Source organism: Blautia hominis, from assembly GCA_002270465.1.
Lineage (GTDB): Bacteria > Bacillota > Clostridia > Lachnospirales > Lachnospiraceae > Blautia > Blautia hominis.
The window spans coordinates 1-18,481 of record NQOF01000016.1 but is presented as its reverse complement, the minus strand read 5'-3'; the positions used below and the strand labels follow the sequence as shown (position 1 = coordinate 18,481).

The 18,481-nt window shown below is 34.4% G+C and carries 19 protein-coding genes and 2 pseudogenes; 17 read left to right on the top strand and 4 right to left on the bottom strand.

Translation table 11 applies throughout. The features are described 5' to 3' along the window. Positions 1-133: 133 nt before the first annotated feature. Genes CI595_RS25420 through CI595_RS25405 form a run of 4 tightly spaced genes read left to right on the top strand, consistent with a single transcriptional unit; the run spans position 134 to position 3,662 of the window. Positions 134-1,189: a nucleotidyltransferase family protein gene (locus CI595_RS25420; RefSeq protein WP_095176388.1), complete on the top strand. Its 1,056-nt coding sequence runs from the start codon at positions 134-136 to the stop codon at positions 1,187-1,189. Next, positions 1,182-2,021: a hypothetical protein gene (locus CI595_RS25415; protein ID WP_095176387.1), complete on the top strand. Its 840-nt coding sequence runs from the start codon at positions 1,182-1,184 to the stop codon at positions 2,019-2,021. The genes CI595_RS25420 and CI595_RS25415 overlap by 8 nt, the downstream gene beginning before the upstream one ends. After that, complete coding sequence (locus tag CI595_RS25410) at positions 2,014-2,253, top strand: acyl carrier protein (protein ID WP_095176386.1); 240 nt, start codon at positions 2,014-2,016, stop codon at positions 2,251-2,253. The genes CI595_RS25415 and CI595_RS25410 overlap by 8 nt, the downstream gene beginning before the upstream one ends. Next, positions 2,247-3,662, top strand: a complete 1,416-nt coding sequence (locus CI595_RS25405) for a class I adenylate-forming enzyme family protein (RefSeq protein WP_095176385.1) — start codon at positions 2,247-2,249, stop codon at positions 3,660-3,662. The genes CI595_RS25410 and CI595_RS25405 overlap by 7 nt, the downstream gene beginning before the upstream one ends. A gap of 533 nt (positions 3,663-4,195) precedes the next feature. Here CI595_RS25405 and CI595_RS26865 read toward each other — a convergent pair. From CI595_RS26865 to tnpB, 4 genes and pseudogenes are all read right to left on the bottom strand, one after another. Then, positions 4,196-4,327 (bottom strand): hypothetical protein, encoded by a 132-nt coding sequence (locus CI595_RS26865; protein WP_243135279.1) that lies wholly within the window; start codon positions 4,325-4,327, stop codon positions 4,196-4,198. A gap of 42 nt (positions 4,328-4,369) precedes the next feature. Further along, positions 4,370-5,374, bottom strand: a pseudogene (gene tnpC, locus CI595_RS26860) (IS66 family transposase); the annotation flags it as partial. Next, positions 5,344-5,685 (bottom strand): IS66 family transposase, encoded by a 342-nt coding sequence (locus CI595_RS26855; RefSeq protein ID WP_243135278.1) that lies wholly within the window; start codon positions 5,683-5,685, stop codon positions 5,344-5,346. The gene CI595_RS26855 and the pseudogene tnpC, both read right to left, overlap by 31 nt. A gap of 394 nt (positions 5,686-6,079) precedes the next feature. Further along, the gene (tnpB, locus tag CI595_RS26850) at positions 6,080-6,796 is read right to left on the bottom strand and encodes an IS66 family insertion sequence element accessory protein TnpB (protein ID WP_243135276.1); all 717 of its coding nucleotides are present in this window, start codon (positions 6,794-6,796) and stop codon (positions 6,080-6,082) included. A gap of 93 nt (positions 6,797-6,889) precedes the next feature. Here tnpB and CI595_RS27510 point away from each other — a divergent pair. From CI595_RS27510 to CI595_RS25335, 13 genes and pseudogenes are all read left to right on the top strand, one after another. Then, a pseudogene (locus tag CI595_RS27510) lies at positions 6,890-7,044 on the top strand (transposase); the annotation flags it as partial. Between the two features lie 107 nt (positions 7,045-7,151). Then, complete coding sequence (locus CI595_RS25380; RefSeq protein ID WP_330397490.1) at positions 7,152-7,658, top strand: ATP-binding protein; 507 nt, start codon at positions 7,152-7,154, stop codon at positions 7,656-7,658. A 33-nt stretch (positions 7,659-7,691) separates the two neighbouring features. Continuing rightward, positions 7,692-7,814, top strand: coding sequence for a DUF6431 domain-containing protein (locus CI595_RS27450; RefSeq protein WP_408608213.1), 123 nt, complete (start codon positions 7,692-7,694; stop codon positions 7,812-7,814). Positions 7,815-8,313: 499 nt separating this feature from the next. Beyond that, on the top strand, positions 8,314-8,670 hold the full coding sequence (locus tag CI595_RS25375; protein WP_147737776.1) for a hypothetical protein: 357 nt from the start codon (positions 8,314-8,316) through the stop codon (positions 8,668-8,670). Positions 8,671-9,823: 1,153 nt separating this feature from the next. Then, a complete protein-coding gene (locus tag CI595_RS25370) occupies positions 9,824-11,119 on the top strand; it encodes a radical SAM protein (RefSeq protein WP_095176382.1) in 1,296 nt (431 codons plus the stop codon). 17 nt (positions 11,120-11,136) lie between these two features. Continuing rightward, on the top strand, positions 11,137-12,072 hold the full coding sequence (locus CI595_RS25365) for an aldo/keto reductase (RefSeq protein ID WP_162291974.1): 936 nt from the start codon (positions 11,137-11,139) through the stop codon (positions 12,070-12,072). Between the two features lies 1 nt (position 12,073). Further along, complete coding sequence (locus CI595_RS25360) at positions 12,074-13,018, top strand: radical SAM/SPASM domain-containing protein (protein ID WP_095176380.1); 945 nt, start codon at positions 12,074-12,076, stop codon at positions 13,016-13,018. Further along, a complete protein-coding gene (locus CI595_RS25355) occupies positions 13,015-13,566 on the top strand; it encodes a flavodoxin family protein (RefSeq protein ID WP_162291973.1) in 552 nt (183 codons plus the stop codon). Before CI595_RS25360 ends, CI595_RS25355 begins: the two co-directional genes overlap by 4 nt. A 49-nt stretch (positions 13,567-13,615) precedes the next feature. Continuing rightward, complete coding sequence (locus CI595_RS25350; protein ID WP_095176378.1) at positions 13,616-14,482, top strand: hypothetical protein; 867 nt, start codon at positions 13,616-13,618, stop codon at positions 14,480-14,482. 422 nt (positions 14,483-14,904) lie between these two features. Continuing rightward, the gene (locus CI595_RS27445) at positions 14,905-15,201 is read left to right on the top strand and encodes a helix-turn-helix domain-containing protein (protein WP_147737775.1); all 297 of its coding nucleotides are present in this window, start codon (positions 14,905-14,907) and stop codon (positions 15,199-15,201) included. A 136-nt stretch (positions 15,202-15,337) separates the two neighbouring features. Beyond that, a complete protein-coding gene (locus CI595_RS25345; protein WP_095176377.1) occupies positions 15,338-15,583 on the top strand; it encodes a hypothetical protein in 246 nt (81 codons plus the stop codon). A gap of 383 nt (positions 15,584-15,966) precedes the next feature. Further along, positions 15,967-17,232: a hypothetical protein gene (locus CI595_RS25340; protein WP_095176376.1), complete on the top strand. Its 1,266-nt coding sequence runs from the start codon at positions 15,967-15,969 to the stop codon at positions 17,230-17,232. Positions 17,233-17,282: 50 nt separating this feature from the next. Continuing rightward, the gene (locus CI595_RS25335; RefSeq protein WP_147737774.1) at positions 17,283-18,263 is read left to right on the top strand and encodes a U32 family peptidase; all 981 of its coding nucleotides are present in this window, start codon (positions 17,283-17,285) and stop codon (positions 18,261-18,263) included. The last annotated feature ends 218 nt before the right edge of the window (positions 18,264-18,481 follow it).

Below are 18,481 nucleotides of genomic sequence, written 5' to 3'. Positions count from 1 at the left end.
TATACTCCTGTCGAGTAGGCAAGCTACAGAAAAGAATCAAAAGTCCACGGTATCTGAATGTGTTAAACCACAGTATAAGAAAAATGAAAGGAATATCTTGTTTTTGCTTCTATAAACATCATACAAGATTATTATGAATTGTTTATTTGAACTATCCGATATGTATCTAGAGAATCTAAAGAATATATATATCGATGACTACGCAAAACTTCTTGGGGAGTTATGTATGAATCGAGTGGCGTCTATTGCTTATAAAAATATTAAGGGAAATTTGCTTACATCATTTCCAAAACAATTTGTTGATTCCTTATATGCAATTTATAAGATGGATTGCAGCAGAAACTTATGGTTTAGAAAATGTATCCTATATATGGAGAGAATTCTGCAAAATGTGTCTTTCAAGTATGCACTTTTAAAAGGGGCATACTTGATACCTAATGTATATCCTTTAGGGTGTAGAAATTCTAATGATATAGATATTCTTCTTGATGAGAAAGATATCAGTAACTGCCAAGACGTACTTATTGAAAATGGATTTGTGCAAGGATTCTATAATCCACAACAGGGAATTGTCCCGGCAAGCAGAAAAGATATAGTGTTTAGTAGAATCAATTATGGTGAAACAATTCCGTTTTGCAAACAAATTGATAATGAAGTTCTTATGATTGACCTAAATTTCTCTTTGGATTTCAAGCCAGAAGGAAAACGAAATTTGGTTCGGGAAATGTTGAGTGACAGAAAAAAGGTAATATTTCAAGATGGTTACTATTATTCACTTAGTGATAATGATTTTTTAATTCATTTATGCTGCCATTTATATAAAGAGGCAACTACTATGAATTGGGTTGCTGAGAAGAGAGATTTAGATTTATATAAATTCAGTGATATTAACGTTTTAATGATGAACGTAAAATATGATTATGAAAAATTGTTTGAAAGGGTAATAGATTTAGAAGTTTCTAAAGAATTTTATTTTGCTCTTTATTATACATTGAAAATATATGTACAATTAACTAGAAATGATGCTTTGAATAATATATTAAGAAAGTTGGAGCCAAAAGATAAAAGATATTTGGATTTTGTTTTTGATCCAAAAAGTAATCAGTATTATCAGTATAAACAACCTTTTATTGAACGATTTAATTGTAAAAATAGAGAAGAACTATTAGAGGTATATATGGATGAATAAGGAGTGGTTGCAAACAGGGTATGGTTTATCTTGCGTGGAGAATTATTTAATAGGCTATATTAGCCATAATATTGTAAATTGGGAGAAAATTTTTAGTGGCAGTTATATTGGGTTTCGCGATATTTTGGGGTGGCTGATTGAAAAAAAAGAAAACTATGCAACATTTTCTGGACTGCGAAGAATTCAGGAATTTGGAAAAGATATAGGAATGTTTATAATTTCTATGAAAACCAACATTTCATTTGAAAAGTTGTATGAGATTGTTGAGAAGGAAGCAATAATTAGAGTCAAGCCCCAATTTGTAATCCAAACATATAGTAAACAATTATGGCGAAGCGATCATTATCTATGGATTGAAAAGTGTTGTAGTGGAATGTGGAAATATATTAATGATAATCCCATTGACGAAAGAGTAATATCAAAAAAAGAATTGAGTGAAATCTATGAAAAAGACATACTTCTGGTAATATGTAATATGAATTGGACACCATATAGTTTGTCAAATGATGAAATGATATATAGGCTACAAGTATATAACCCATTAATGAATATAGAGCAGTACACATTGCTACAGCTAAGAGATGCAATAGCTATTCTTCGAGTTGTTTATAATAGAATGCGTTTATATTTTTATCAGTCTATTAAAACGTCTTCGTGGGACAAAATGATACATTCTTTGGATAAAATTTTTACTTCAGTTGAATATATGCGATTAAGGAACAATTTTGATGAAGATAAGCTTAAAGAATATATATACGCTATTCAAAAAATAGAAGAGAAAACGATGACTTTAATTTTATGTAATTCAGGGGGAGGTTATAGAAATGATTAAAAACAAGGTAATCAGTATTTTGGCAAATATAAGTAATATAGATGAGCAGATTACTGAAGAACAACAATTATCTACACTCGGTATTAGTTCATTGGAAAAAGTAGAAGTTATTATATCCTTGGAGGACGAATTTAGTATTAGGTTTAAGGATTCGGATTTGACTCCTCAAAATTTAGAAACTGTAAAGTCTATAATTGAATTAGTAGAAAAACATATGGGGGTAAGATGCTAAATTCCTTTATTGAGTCGGGTTTAAAAAGTAATGCAAGAATGGTTTGGCAAGAGGGTGAGATTATATATAATCCAATTGATATAGAGAAGTCAATCAATTTATTATATCGAAAGATATATTATGTCTCGAAAAAAAGAATCAAATGTGCTATTGCATGCAAAAGTAGTCTAAAAGCAGCACTGTACATAGTAGCGTGTTGGAGAAATAATAATGTAGTAATACCAATTTCATTTAACTATGGACTTGAGCACTGCAATAAAATAATTGATTTAGTTGAACCAGATATAATACTAACGGATGATGTTCAATCTTGTGAACAGTTCAATAAAAAGTGTGTTAATCTGTACAGAGAAGATAAAGTGATTCATATAAAGAGTCAAGTAGATGAAATATTACAAGATGTTGCATTAATTATGTGTACTTCAGGTACAACTGGTAATCCAAAAGGCGTAATGTTAACGGAACAGGGAGTTATATGCAATGTACTTGGCATTGCGAAATATTTTAATATTTCATCTGACGACAAAATATTGATAGCAAGACCGTTATATCATGCGGCTGTTATGATTGGTGAGTTTTTACTTTCAATACATAAAGGATGTTCGATTAAATTTTATAATGGGGAATATGACCCTTTTTCAATTGTCAAATTGTTGCCTGATATTTCGGTGTTATGTGCTACACCAACACTATTTAGACAATTAGCATATTACTGTGGGCACGTTGGAAAGACTTTTCGATTGTCAGCGATTGCCATTAGTGGTGAATGTCTAGATAAACAAACAGCTAACCTGATAGAGAGTGTTTTTATAGATACACCGATATACAATGTTTATGGATTGACAGAGGCTGGACCACGAGTGAGTTATTTACCGGCGAATAAATTTCATGTTAAGTCTGAATCGGTAGGTATACCACTGGATGAAACAGAAGTACTGGTATGTGATAAAAATATGAACATTATAGAAGGTAAAGAAAGCGGTGCGATATATGTGAAATCGAAATCGGTAATGAAAGGATATTATAGAAATAAGGAGCTAACAGAGGCTTCTTTTTTTCGAGGATATCTGAGAACTGGAGATATCGGGTATAAGGATGTAGAAGGAAACCTTTATATAATATCAAGGGAAGATGACATGATTAATAAAGCAGGAATGAATATTTATCCTAAAGAAGTAGAGGAATATATAAAACAATTTGAAGGGGTAAGTGATTGTGTTGTATATGGAGTGAAGAAAAAAGGAACAATGATAATAGGATGTGATATAGTCTGTAAAAATAATTATAAAATTAAAAGAACAGAGTTGTTAAATACAATACCAGATTACTTGAAACCTAATATAATTAATTTTGTTAATGAATTAGAGAGGAATGCTTCAGGGAAGATTGTAAGAAAGAAAAAAAGGTGAACTAAAATCCATGAAAATCTACTCCTGTTTTTTCCAACCTTAAAGTGTATTGAAACGCAAAGAAAAAGTGTAATACTCTCTAGAGCGTTTATTTAATTGCTGGGTTTTTTACCAGTGAATGCTCAAATCTTCACTTGTCACGATTGAAGACGATTATATGGCTGTGATGTACCAATTAGTCGATTAGTGTAGCTGCTAACTTGGAATGTAAATAAATTGGTGTCTTTGGCAAAAACGGCTCCTTTTTGGTAAGGATTAAGATATGGTAATCCTTATCGAAAAGGAGTATTTTTATGCCAGCAATAAAGAAACAAATTCGACAGATCATTTCTTAAAACAACATCAACAGTGTTTATATAATGACTACACTCTCCTCAAGAACAGTTTCAAGGATATCCTCCAGTAGCTTATAGAAGCAGAATTAGATGACGCTCTTGGATACGAAAAAATAAAAAGGGAAATCTGGACACGAATCGTATACGGTAAACCATGAGTACTGGCTTTTTTTCGACCGCCGTTTCCGGCGGCCAGGTCTACACATTGGTTGATTTAGACTTGCTCCGGCAGATCTCAGGTAACTGATCTGACCAGGGAAGTAGTTCTTCTATAAAGCTGTAATCCGTGTCATCCTGATGGTCTTTCAAAACTGTCAGGACATGGGCCAGATAACGGAACGGATTCAGGTTATTCGCCTTTGCTGTTTCCGTTATGCTATAGATGATCGCGCTGGATTTCGCGCCATCGATACTGTCGATCAGCTTCCACGCATGTTTATGCAGACAGAAGCTGCGGAGCGCTCCTTCTGTTACGTTGTTGTCAAGAGGGACTTCACCATCATTCAGGAACACTCTCAGGGTCTCTTCCTGATCGATACAGTAATTGATTCCTTCCAGTGTTTTCCCTTTGGAAAGACGACCAGAGGATTGAACCTCTTTTGTCCACGCAAAGAAAGCCTCCACCAGAGGTTGGACTGTGATCTGCCGCTGTTTCTTCCGATCATCCGGTTTCAGATCAGATGATTGATTGTCCAAATGATAGATGCCTCCAATCCGCTTTAGTGCCTCATATGCAACAGTATCTTTTGCGGTTTTTTGTGCCGCTTTCGGAAGGGCTTTTAAAGCATCCGAGAAATACCGTCTTGTATGTGTCCAGCATCCGGCAAAAATAATATCCGGATTTTCCCGATCCAGCTTCCTGTAAGCGGAATAGCCGTCGCAGACAACCACGCCTGCGAAGCCCTTCAAAAGTTCTCTTGGGTGGTCTGCTTTTCGGGTACGCTGATATTCGTACAGGATGATCGGCGTGTCTGTGTAGATCTTACCGGTGCGGTAGACCCACATATAACTCTTGCTGTTTGCGGGGCGTCCGTCTTTCGATACCATGACCGGGGTCTCGTCCGCCTGCAGCACATGGAAATGATATAACTCTTTATGGAGATAATCATAAAGAATACCCAGATACCGGTCCGCACATTGGATCATCCAGTTCGCCATCACCTGCTTGGAAATGTGGATGTCGTTCCGCAGGAATCCCTGGCTAATCCGGTACAAAGGAAGCCCGTTTACATACTTGGCATTCATGATACTTGCCGCCAGAGAGGAAGTCAGGATGCTGTTTCGGAGCAGATCTTTAGGACGGTCTGCCTTAACGATCGTCTGATTGTCCCTGCCGGCATAGACAGCTACATGATGCTCTTCAACTGTATACGCAGCGGGTTGAACACGGACTCTTTTGTAGACTTCATCTGGAAGCCGCTTCCATCTGTCCTCCCCAGAGTATGAGGGATCACTTCAACTGGAAGATCCTTTAAATCTTCCTCACGTTTCCCTTTCTTTTTTCGACGGCTGACCCGGATCACATCCTCTTCGGCAGGCTCAACGACATAAAGAGTTTCTGTCAGAGCTTCTGCTTCGTTAAAGATGAGTTCCAGTTCTAACTGGCCTGCGATGACATCCAGCCTTTCAGAAGAACGCCCATAGCGTTTATTGTTTGCGTCAGCGATCTGCTCGATCAGTCGCTCCATGTTTGCATTCAGCTGGCTCAATTGATCCTGCATGGACAGGATCACTGCCATGAGTGTTTCCCTGCTGAAGCTATTCAGTTCTTCTGGTGAGTAGATCTTTGACATGTTTGGTGCTCCTTTGTTTTGCTGGAACTATTGTACCGCAAAACAAAAGAAAAAGCGAACTACACAAAAATATCTTTCGTCATTCTCACTATAAGATAAACACTCTGAAAAGACGAAAAAACTATTAGTTTTTTCGTCTTTTCAGAGTACTTATCCACACGGCAGCTTGCTGCTGGTAAGTACTCCATGATCGAATGAATGCAATAAGGCCCAGTTGTGGATAACTTCCAATCTTCCCTAGGCGGTGAAGGTGAAAAGATTTTTGATCTTCTCCGTTTTGCACAATGCCTTACAGGAGAGCCTTGGGATGTACTTCCTGAATCGGATGTCTGGAGACAATCTCCAGCCCCTGCATCAATGCCTGATATTGTTCCGGTGTGATCTCCAGTGCCTCTTCTTTTGTACGGGGCCAGCTGAAACCGCCAAGCTCCAGCCTTTTGTAAAGGAGAAGAAATCCGTCACCTTCCCATACAAGCCCATTGATACGGTCGCTGCGTCTGCCGCAGAAGAGAAAAAGAATCTCCTTTTCATATGGATCCAGCTGAAAGTTGAACTTAACAATGGATGCCAGTCCATCGATTCCGCGACGTAAATCTGTGTATCCTGCAGCAATAAAAATGTTTCGAAATCCGGTTGCATTATTCAGCATCCGAGCGCGTCTGAAACGGAATTCGATATTTCCAGGACGATATCTCCTTTTCGGATTACGAGATCCGGATGGAAAACCGGAGCTGTGTTCTGAGGAGATGATGGAAGCTTGATCTTGGTAAAAGATACCGTCCTCTGAGTTGCCGGCACTAGCGCCAGATCCGGTCCGACAATTCCCGGCAATGATATGGGAATTCTCGAAAGCTTCCCTTCGCAGGATCCTCTGCCAATAGAAGAACTGCTTTTCTGAAACCCCATTAGCTCTGCACCAGGCAGTTTTAGGCATCCCACTGTTTATGCATTCATTCATGATTTTGGTCCAGTGCTCTGCACGGACCTGATGTGTAATCTTATCCATAGGGACAACTCCTTTATAAAACTTGTAGTTTTCTGGAGTTATTATCTCATGGATAGATAAAACTAGCACGGTACTAGTGATTTACCGTATACCACGAATCATAAAAGGAATGGGCATTCTTCAAAGACCCTTAAGAGCCAGTATGAGGATTTCAGATAGACATACCCAGGAACTGAAATGGGAAATTTGAGCTTAAACTTATCCCAAAATATCAGTGTGATATTTCAGGTATCGAAGAAAAGGTGATTTTTCCATCCTGCAGTACCACTGCAGTCAGATCCTCTTAGCCAGCAGACAGTTGTTTCTTTCCAGCCGCATCAGCGAGGTCTGAAAAGAAAAAGGAACCCAGAAACAGCTGGAATCCGTTCCAGGTAAAAAGAATCTGGTTCTCTATGGCCCGGTAGGAATTGATAAAACACACATGGCGATCGCTGCTGGCGTAAAAGCATCCAACCTTGGTTATAAAACAAAATTTTATACGGTAACAGAACTAGTCCTGAAGCTTGGTCAAGCACACAAAAACGGAACATTGGAAAAATTGCTAAGGGGACTGCGTATCTTGGATTTTTTAATTCTGGATGAATGGGGTTATGTTCCCGTAGACAAAGACGGATTCCAGTTGCTGTTCCGGGTCATATCAGACAGTTACGAAAGCAAAAGCCTGATTCTGACTACAAATCTGGAGTTTTCCAAATGGAGCGAGATATTTACGGACGACCAGATGGCGGTAGCCATGATAGATCGCCTTGTACACCATGGACACTTATTGATTTTTGAGGGGAAAGCTACCGGATGGAGCATGCCCACATGCACAGGGATGCATAAATGCTACCCGCTGAAAGCAAGGAAATCCCCTTGCTGAAAATAGGGAATTCCGACGCTTTTTTAGGGAAAATTGCTTGACAAAAAACACCGTTATGCAGAATTCCGCCGTTACTATAATGAACTGCCGGATTGCCTTGTCCCCCACAAGCACTATGAGGCTAAATTAATCTCCGGTGAAATCGATGGAGTCTAAATTTCTGAATACGGAGATTCCGAGGATCACACTTCCTTACAATCAATGCTGCGCTGGCTCCGCTGATTCCGTATGAATACCAATACAATCACAGGTACCAATGGCAGGAACAGGAAGCTCTTTTCCGTTTCCAGTTGATTGTACCGCTGCTCAGAGAGGAGCTTGACGATGCAAAGTGGCTATAGATGAGACAACAGATTGCACGGGAGAATGACATTTCTGTCCGCACTCTTTAACGTTATGAAAAAGCGTACTGGGAAGGAAAGTTTTCCGGTTTAAAGCCAACCTTGCGGGAAAAGTATTGTTTGTAAAAGCTTCCGGAGAACTATGATCTTCTGCTTGAGTAGGCAATCCTACTATGCAGGGGAGTTCCGGAGTGCTCCGTCTCACAGATTATCTGCATCTTGGAACTGGAGTGTCTGTCCACGCCAGGTGTCTGAAACGCCCCATTTTGGAACGGCACCTGTTTAGTACTGGTTATGGAAGGGATAAGATGCAAATGTACCGCGATGCACGCACATGTTCTTCCAAAGGCTTCTGTAAACCACACCGTATGATGCTTGTCCAGGGGGATATCAAGTACAGCCTGAAACTTCCTATTGGGGAAATCGGTGCCAGGATACAGACCTATCGTTCCTCTGCAGCCGATGACCATTCAAGACTCCTGCACTTTGACAACAGCTCCCAGTCTATTACCAGACAGGTAAAGGTGTCCCTGGAAAAACTGGGAATCCAGATACTTCATGCAAAACCCGAAGCGGCAAAAGCAAAGGGAAGATTGAAAAGTTCTATCAGGTCTTGGACACGTTTAACCGTGAAGCAAAGCTCAAAGATATTAGGGATTTGGAAGAACTGAACAGGCTGTGGGCTATGTACCTCAATGCGTATTACCATCAAAAGTCCCATGAAGGAATCCGTGGATACTACGAAAGCCAGGGCGCGGTAATCCAGGAAATTGGGATTACTTCCCTCTAGGAATGGAATCGCGACAGCTGTCACCTTACCTATCTGGATATTTTTGTTGTATCAGAAGCCTTCCTGCATCACGAAATATGTAAGGCGGACAAAGGGGCCTGCATCAGTTTCAGGGGAAGGAAATACGAAACGAAACCAACCCTGATTGGATATAAAGTTGAGATTGCCAATAATACTGCGGATGTGGAAAACATTACCATAGGTTATTCGGGATATGGACCATTTACCGCACAGCCAGTCAGAATCGGTGAGTTCTGTGATAAGGCTCCAACACTTCCTGCTGTGATGCATGAGTAGACACCGACAACATCACGCTTCATTGATGCGATGGAACAGAAACATTCGGGATCGACACGTCAGATGGCAGATGCAATCTCGTTCGCTTCTTATCGGAAGGAGGCTTCCTACCATGAAATGGCAGAGCATTATAGGACTGCAATCACTCCTGCAAGACTGGTAAAGCCTGAGAATTATCGACTAAAGCGTGTTATCAGCCATTATAAGCTGAAAATGTGAAATAATAGTGTTTTATGACCGGGCAAATAACACATTTTACCGATAATTATTTCGCGATGGTTGTAGAAATGTAGCAGGTACTATTTTTTGCCTTTTCGCTCTTTCTCAGGATAAACTTCAATTTCATTGTTTGAGTCTTTATGTGGCAATGTTTCCGAGCAGTGGGGTTATAACATTTTCATTTTAATGATTCGTTTTGCAATGGAAAACTACCGCTGTTAGGTTTTTTATATCAATTGGAAAAACAATGAAAAATGTTATCAGCAAAACAACACTAAAAGTGGTTAAGCGCGGGCGTTTTTTAAAGCCTTATAACAGAATTTCTGACAACACTTTTACGTTGATAAAGTTTCTTATAAAGACTTTTGGTAAAATCTATTTTTATATTACTTTTCACTAAACATTCAAATGCGTATATTACATATAGGTTGCATAAATAAGAATAAGGGCTCCTTTAGAATTATGAAAATTAGAGAGATAATATATATATAATAAAACTTATATAAGGAGAAGAAGATATGGAATATGGGTTTGAAACTGGAAAAGAATATAGTCGTTGGCATCATTTAGCAGCATATAATTCTGATGGAGTGTTAATAGAATTTAGTCCGTGGATTGATCCGGTGCATATTCATGGAATGCCTTTAGAGGATGTGTACATAAATCCGATGAGAGAAAATATAATAAATAAAGTAGTATTACCATATAGTTATGTTCAAGTTGGTCCGACTAATTCATGTAATTTAGCATGTAAAGGATGTTATTCTGCCAATAATAGAAGTAGGGATACTCTGAAATATGAGAATATAGAAAAAGTAATTTACGGTGTATATGAAGATATTAGAGTGAAGGGAGTAAGTACGGCTATGATTGCATTTCATGGACCGGGTGATCCTCTTTGCAATAAAGAAACTCGTACTACTGTTTTAAAGGCAATACGTTTATGTAGTAAATTAGGATTATGTACAAGAATTACAACAAATGCTACTTTCTTAGATGACGAATATTGGGAACAACTTATTGCTGAAAAAAGTCTTAAGTTAATATGGGTAAGTATGAAAGCTGGAACACAAGAATCATACTTGGCGTATACAGGGCGTGATTTGTTTGATGCGTCGCGCCATAATATGGATATCATGGTTCGAGAACGATTGAAAAGTAAGCGACATGATTTAGTATTGAAAAGTTCTACGGAAATTTCTAAATATAGCATATATGAAACATATTATGCAGCAGAGTATTCTAAAAGAATTGGTTTTGATATATTTAAGCCAGCTTTACACTCAATAGACTTTAATAAAGTATATACCGAAAATACAATTCTAGTACAACAATTACGAGAAAATTTAAAAAATTTATACGATGATAATTTTAACAGTTTATATTGGGAAATTCCTCAAAAATGTAGCATTAATTATCATGCTGATAAGTTTCCTGCGAAATATTGTTATCAGGCAGAAACAAGATTGTATTTCGACGGTAAAGGAAAAATTTCGCCATGTATCCACTGGCTAGACAATCCAAATGATGAGTATTACTTAGGCGATATATGCTTATTTGATAAGAAGTACAAAGGTTTTAGTGATGAAAGTGATATAAATAAGAAAAACTTATCATGCAAACTTAAAAGTTGTGCGGGTTGTTCTGATCCATGGGTAAATTATTTTCATGATTGGATTAGAAGTATACTGCAAATTGATATTCATGCAAACTTTGTAAAAGTTTTTGATAAAGATATTAAAAAAAATTACTCTAATCTTTTAAGTGAAGATGTTTTAGAGGGTTATGATCCAAGGAGTAAATATTATGATTAAGTATGGGGGGGAATTGTATGTGTATAGGAATAGGAACAGGTAGTTTATATTCCTCTTATACATGGGGGGAACAATCTTATGAAAAATCAATTGAAGCATTAAAGACGGCATTCGATTTAGAGGTAAAATTAATAGATACAGGCGAAACATATGGGGCAGGGTTAGCAGAAAAATTGATTGGTAAGGTGATAAAGGAAAGAGGCAAAAAGGTTGCTATAGCAACTAAAGTTGATTTGAAAAATTTTGAGGATATTGAAACTTCTTGTAATGAAAGTTTGAGAAGACTTAATGTGGATTGTATAGATTTATATCAAATACATTGGTTGCCTTCAAATTTGAATATAGAAGATATTATATATCAATTATTAAAATTAAAAGAGAAAGGGAAGGTCCGAAATTTAGGAGTTTGCAATTGTGGTGAACAGTCTGCTGTTCATTTTGACGCTAATTTCGTGACTAACCAGTTACCCTATAGCCCTATTTGGCGGGAAGTAGAAAATAGAAAATCAAAATATAAAAATAATTGGATTTATTTATGGTATTCCTGTTTGGGGCAGGGATTGCTGAGTGGAAAGTATAAAAATATATATGAGTTTCCAAACAGCAGAAAGAGAACAAGATTGTTCAATTATATGAAATATAAAGCAAAACATAATGAGCAAGGCTATGAAGAGTTGTTAAATAATATAATTCAAAATATGCAATATCTATGTAAGGAATACTGTGTTGAATGTTATTGCGCAATTATTCAGTGGATTATTTATAAACAACCTAATAGTATTCCTATAATTGGAATTAGAAGTAAAGAGCAATTATATTCTTTATATAAGTCTCTTGTTGAAAATAAAGTTAATATTGAGCTGATGGAAAAAATAGATGATATCACTAATCCATTAAAGACAGTAATGGAAGGTAAATTTGATCCGTGGGATAGTAAGGAAAGAATAATATAATATGAAGAGAACATTAGAGCATGTATATATTAATATAACAAATAGATGTAATAATAATTGTTTATATTGTTTTCAAGGGAAAAAGGAAAATATAACAGAATTAACCTATAATGAGTTAATAGATGTGTTCGCACAATTGAAAGAAATGAATGTAAATCGAGTAACATTGTCTGGAGGAGAGCCGACAGTACATCCGAATTTTTTTGATATTATAAGAGCATTAGAAGAAAAAAATATAGAAGTTAATGTCTTGACAAATGCATTATTTGATAAAGAAGTAAGAAACTTTATAAATAATAGTAATATAAATAAAATATATGTAAGCCTAGATGGAACAGGTATAGAAAATTATATTACTCGTGGCATTAGAACCATGGATAATATTATAGAAAATTTGAAGTTGTTAGAAAAAAAAATAACAGTTATGTGTACAGTAAATAACTATAATTATAGACATGTTGATAACTTGATTTCGTTTTGTTCTCAATTTTCTAATGTGAAAAAAATAAACTTTAATCCTATTAAGATCTTTACTAATAAACTTGCTTACTTAGATATAGATGCCGGAAAGTTAGAGTATATGAATGAAAAAATAGATAGAATGGGTAATGGCTATAATATTGATATTCGTTCATACTATAATAAGTTTCAAAATAAATATATGAATTGTAAGGCGGGAAAAAAAGAATTAACAATAAATTATAATGGTGATATTTCACCATGTATTTTTGGATTTTCTATTGATCCGCCAATTGTTATGGGAAGTATAAAAAATGAGAGCATTAAAACTATTTGGGAGGGGGATAGAAGATGGGAAGAATTTCTTGACATAAAAGGAGAGTGCAAAAAATGTAATAATAGTTACTATTGTTCCGGAATTTGCAAGATTGAAGAGATTATCAAAGAGGGGGATAAATGTAAATACTTATGCAGCATAATAAAATGAAAAAATGTTTGATTATTTACGGAAGTCCAAGAGAAAATGGTAATACTGATAGAATATTAAACTATTTAAAAGAAGAAATTGTTAGTAAGTACTATTCGCATAATAGCGTTTATTTAAGAAAAATTAATATCATACCTTGTGATGGATGTGACATTTGTTCTCAATCTTTAAATTGTAAATTAAAGGATGATGTTGACACTATACTTAAAGATATAATTACATGTGATTTAATTCTTTTTGCATCACCTGTTTATTTTGGTACAGTTACAGCTTTAGCAAAAGCGTGGATTGATCGCTTACAAGTCTTTTATAAAAATAAATCTATTATAACAAATCATAAAAAATTAATAGTTGTTAGTGTTGCGGCAGAAAAAAATAAAAAAGTATTTGATTCTTTCACAGTGGTTTTTAAATATGTAGAATCAGCATTAAATATTAAAGAGACTAAAACATTATTTGTCAATGGATTTTATGAAAAAGCAGATATAGAATTATTATTGTGCAAAATAAACATTAAGGAATATTATGATTTTGTAAATGAATTGTAAGAAAGGAAAGGTTATATAGCATTTCGTATGATATAACATAATTGCTAAAATGAAACTAATTTCATATAAAATATTTAAAGATGCAGTAAATAAATCCGTACAATTTAAAATGGAAATTGAACCAGGAGTATATATTTTTTCGGGTTATTGGGAAAAAAAGGGATTTGAAAAAATAATATCAGTTTCTACACAAGTAGGCTGTAAAACACAATGTAAACTGTTTTGTAATGTTAATTATTTTTCACGGGATTTATTAGTAGAAGAGATTTTAGAACAAATAAATATAGTTATGCAAACTCTGAATTTGAGAAATAATGAAGATATAAAAATTTCTTTAGTTAAGGAGGGAGAACCTTTAGACAATGTTAATATAGTGAAAATTGTTAAAAAACTTGATGAAAAAAAATTCTATGCGGTTAAAATATCTACATCTTTGCCTGAAGGAACTGAACAGCGATTGCTGGATATTTGTGATATAAAAGGAAGTATAGAAATTCAATTACAAATATCGTTATCAAGTGACAATGAAGTAGTAAGAAATGACAATGTAAGTAGGAAGCTATTATCATTTGATGATATAAAATTGATTTGTGATGTGGTGTATAATAAGGCAATAAAGTACAATAAGAAATATAATAAAATTGCACTTAGCTTTACTATTTATGAAGAGTCTATTATTGACTTTAAAGGATTTATACATAAATATAATTTGAACAATAAAATTTTCTTATTTAGAATAAGAAATGCCACACCAAGTAACGGAAGAGAATATACAATGCTATCTGAAGAGAAATTTAATAAATATAGATATATAATAGAAAAATATATGTATACATTTATTGATGGAAGAAGTGAACAATTAGCTGTAGATCATGATTTGACAATAGGGATATACAAATTATCTGAATTATTGTAAACTAACTATTCTTGAAATACTTCTCTTTGGATTCAAGGTATGCTCTTTCAATTTGATGAGATAATCTTAATAATACAGGCTTTTCAACATGGATAAGACAATGATGCTATTTTACAGTTTGTTTAGATGAACAATAATTGAATAAACGGATTTTTTATAAATATCCTTAAATTTAAGGCTATAAAAAGTTGGGCAGTTCTGGGCACTTTTTACGACAGCGTGCAGGTTGGTAAGTTTAAATGGTTTATGTAAATGGTGGTGTGTCCTAGTGTGGCATCTAGCTGTCAAATAAACTTTAGAATGCTAATGTTAAATAAAGAATTGATTATCACATATAGTAAAACAAGTTCAAATAGTAAACGTAACCCCAAATATGAAGTTATCCTTAATGAAGAACAAATTTTTTTGAATCCTTACTTTCCATGGATAAAACTACATCTACAATTAAAAAGCGTGCCCTGATTCTCGTTGCTATTCACAATGTTTTTGGTAAAAAGCTTAGTCACTGCCAGATTGCTGAAAGTCTGAATATTTCCACTTCAACTGTACATTGTACCATTAAATATTTTGTGGAGCTGGGTTTTGATGAATGTATCACGATTTATCAAAACCCTAGACAAAACAATGTCTGTAAAATACAGGACGACCAGAAGGCCCGCCTGAATCAATTGGCCAGCACCCGAAGGTCATTCCACCTGGCCTCAGCAGCTTTTGTGTGACTGAGCGGTTGACTTAAGATCATTGAGCCTGTCGCAGTGGAAACTTGTGCGCTCCGCTATAAAAAAATGAACTGTAGCCTCACAAAAACGAATACTGGTTATTTCCCTAAAACAAAATGCAGAATTTGTAGCCTATATGGAAGAAATACTGAACACTTATAAACTTCCTTACAAAGAAGAGGCCCCTGTTGTGTGCATGGATGAGGAGCCATATCAACGGCTAGATCAGGTTTTGAGGCCTCTCCAGGTGAAGCCCGGCAGTATCCGGGAAGAGGATGACGAATATAAGCGGAAAGGGATATACAATATTTTTGTGTTTGCACAGCCCCTGGCAGATTATCGCCATGCCAATGTGAGAAGGACCCGTACAATTGTTGATTAGGCACAGGAAATTGAATATCTCTCCACTTTAAAAAGCCAGGAAGCTGACAATGCACCTGGATAATCGTTACCCCCCTAAGCACGGCAACTGGCTGAATATAGCGGAAATAGAATTTAATGTAATGACACGTCAGTGTTTAGATCATTGGATACCAGATATAGAAAGCCTGATAGCAATACCTAAAAATGAAGAAACAAAAAAACGGCGGTAGCTTGAGCTTTATACGTTTCTGAGACCAATCGGGGCATTATTTGGAAGTGAATTCCATACATACTCAATACAGCATTATATGACAGGTCAAGTAGACCAATCCCCTGACATTTAGAGAAGGAAAAAAATATAAATTTATTTTTGTAAGCTTGTAGAAAGCAAGAAGAAAGGTTATGGATATGGATAGTATAAAAATACCAAAAACACAATTATTTGTTTTAGTAAATGAACAAATAGTTCCTTACCGTATCTGTAATGAACAAATAATTATTCAAACAGATATAATGGATATAAAAAAAGTTAATCTTTTATTTTATGATTTGGAAAATGATAAATTTAATCGATGTATTATTAATAAATATATTATAACTAAAAACAAAATAGTAATTGATATGAAGTTAGCTCAGAAGGTGATTGATAGAATCATTAAGCAACTGGAATTGCCGGAAAAAAATTTGAAAGAAAAAAATAATAGTATAGGTAAGCTGCTGATAAAATATCCCGTAAACAATGACTTGATTTTTGAGACTGATATCAAAAAAATAAAAAACAAAATTAATAAAGATTTAAAAATAGAATTTCAAAGTTTTAAATATAATGATATTTTAAAAAACATTGAATGTGCAATTTGTTACAACAGTAATAAAAAGATAATGGACTTTTTGAATGATAAACATAATAATGATGATACATTTGAAAGGGAATATATAGAGAAATATGTTTCTAGAGTTTATGTTGGTAATGCATTTTGTTGGCATAAGAATATAAATATTGATACTCTGTATTGTATCGTTGAAAAATGCAATAAAAAAAATTTCAAATTATCAATTATTACGTCGGTGTTACCAGAACATGAATTAGCATCATTTTATAATGTACTATTTGAAATTGATAATTTAAATAAAAATGGATCAGATATTGAAATAATAGTTAATGATTTTGGAAGTATACATCTATGTAAAAAATTTAAAAATACAAAAATGGTATGGGGAGTAATGCTTAATCGAAGACAAAAGGATCCTAGATATTGTTATCGTTGGATTCAAAATAATAAAAAAGGATTACTAAGAGAAAATGATTTAAATGTTAATTTTCAAAACATAAAAGATTATTTACATAATTTTAATAGGATTGAATATGAACATAATGTAATAGGCAATGTATATTCAGTAAATAGATGTTCATTGCATTTTCCATTTTCGCAAACCAATACGTCAATGTACTGTCCATTATATGCCGCTATTAAAAATAAAGATTCTAATAGGCAGGTAAATGTAGAAAAATGTAAGGAGTACTGTAATGAATATTTTTATGTTTTAGGGCAGCATTTAAATTTGATAGGAATAGGGAATGGATTGTGTAGTTTTTATACGTCTAATATTATAAATGAAATAAAAAATAATCCTTCTATAGACAGAATTATATATACACCATTATAAATATATATGTCTCTTTGAGAATTTAAATTTAAACAGGAGGAAAGCCAAGATTGAATATTCGGCGATTTATGAATGTGAACACAAAAATAACTTCTCCAATAAATGAACCAAGTGAGTTGCCCCTATTAAAAAAGGCAGGAGCAAATGAGTTTTATTTAGGATATATACCATATGAATGGATAAGTACTAGGTTCAATTTTATGCCACTGAATGGAAGAGAAAGAATGTTTGCCGATTTCGGTTTATGTAATAAAAAGGAGTTAGAACAGTTTAATAGTAATGATAAAGATAAGATTTATATTACAATAAATGGCCATTATTACAATAATGATGCATATATTTTTTTGAAAGATTATATTGCCCAAATATTAAAGATAGGAATAAAAAATTTTATTGTAGCAGATTTTTTTTTGATAATGATGTTAAAAAAATGGTTTGGCCCTAAAGTAAATGTAATAGTAAGTGGAGATGCAGGTGTATATAATAGTGAAGCAGTTAAAGAATTTGCTGATTTGGGTATAAAGAGGCTGATATTTCCTAGAAAAACGAATATTAACAATATGGAAAAGATTGTGAAAGAAACAATTCATTTGCAAATTGAATATGAAGCATTTGTATTAAATGAATTATGCTATTATAGCGGGGCATTTTGTAATGCGTTTCATTGTGATGAGTTACTACGAATATGTAGACTTCCTAAAGTTTTAGTTTCTGAAGAGAAGGTGATAAAAAAAGAAAATTTCAATAAAAGAAAAAGTAATTTATCGTCTAATACAGACTTAGAACAAAAGAAAATCGGTAATACAGGATGCGGGTTATGTAAAATATGGAAATTGAGTAAAATAGGTATAAATTCATTGAAAATTGTTGGAAGAGGAAAAAATACAAAAGATATTCTAATGGATATAAAGGCTGTTGATTTTTGTTTGCAAATGGTAGAGAACTACAAAACTGAACAAGAGTATATTCATATGGTGAAAAATGAGTTTTTTCCTGAAGGATGCCCTAATGACTGTTATTATGTTGATTGAAATAAAATATGAAATATATCCAGAGAATATAAAAAATATAGAAAGAGACCAGCTATGAAAAGTCAAGCATAAAATTAGGTATGGAAGCAACAGCATTCGGTGTCGGAGCCTCCTTGAGGAGGGGATAGACAGAACTTTGATGCACACCGGACTTAAGGAAGTGTTGGAGCTCGGAGAAGACCTCATCAAGGCAAGAAGTCCGCTGTATTAAACGGGTA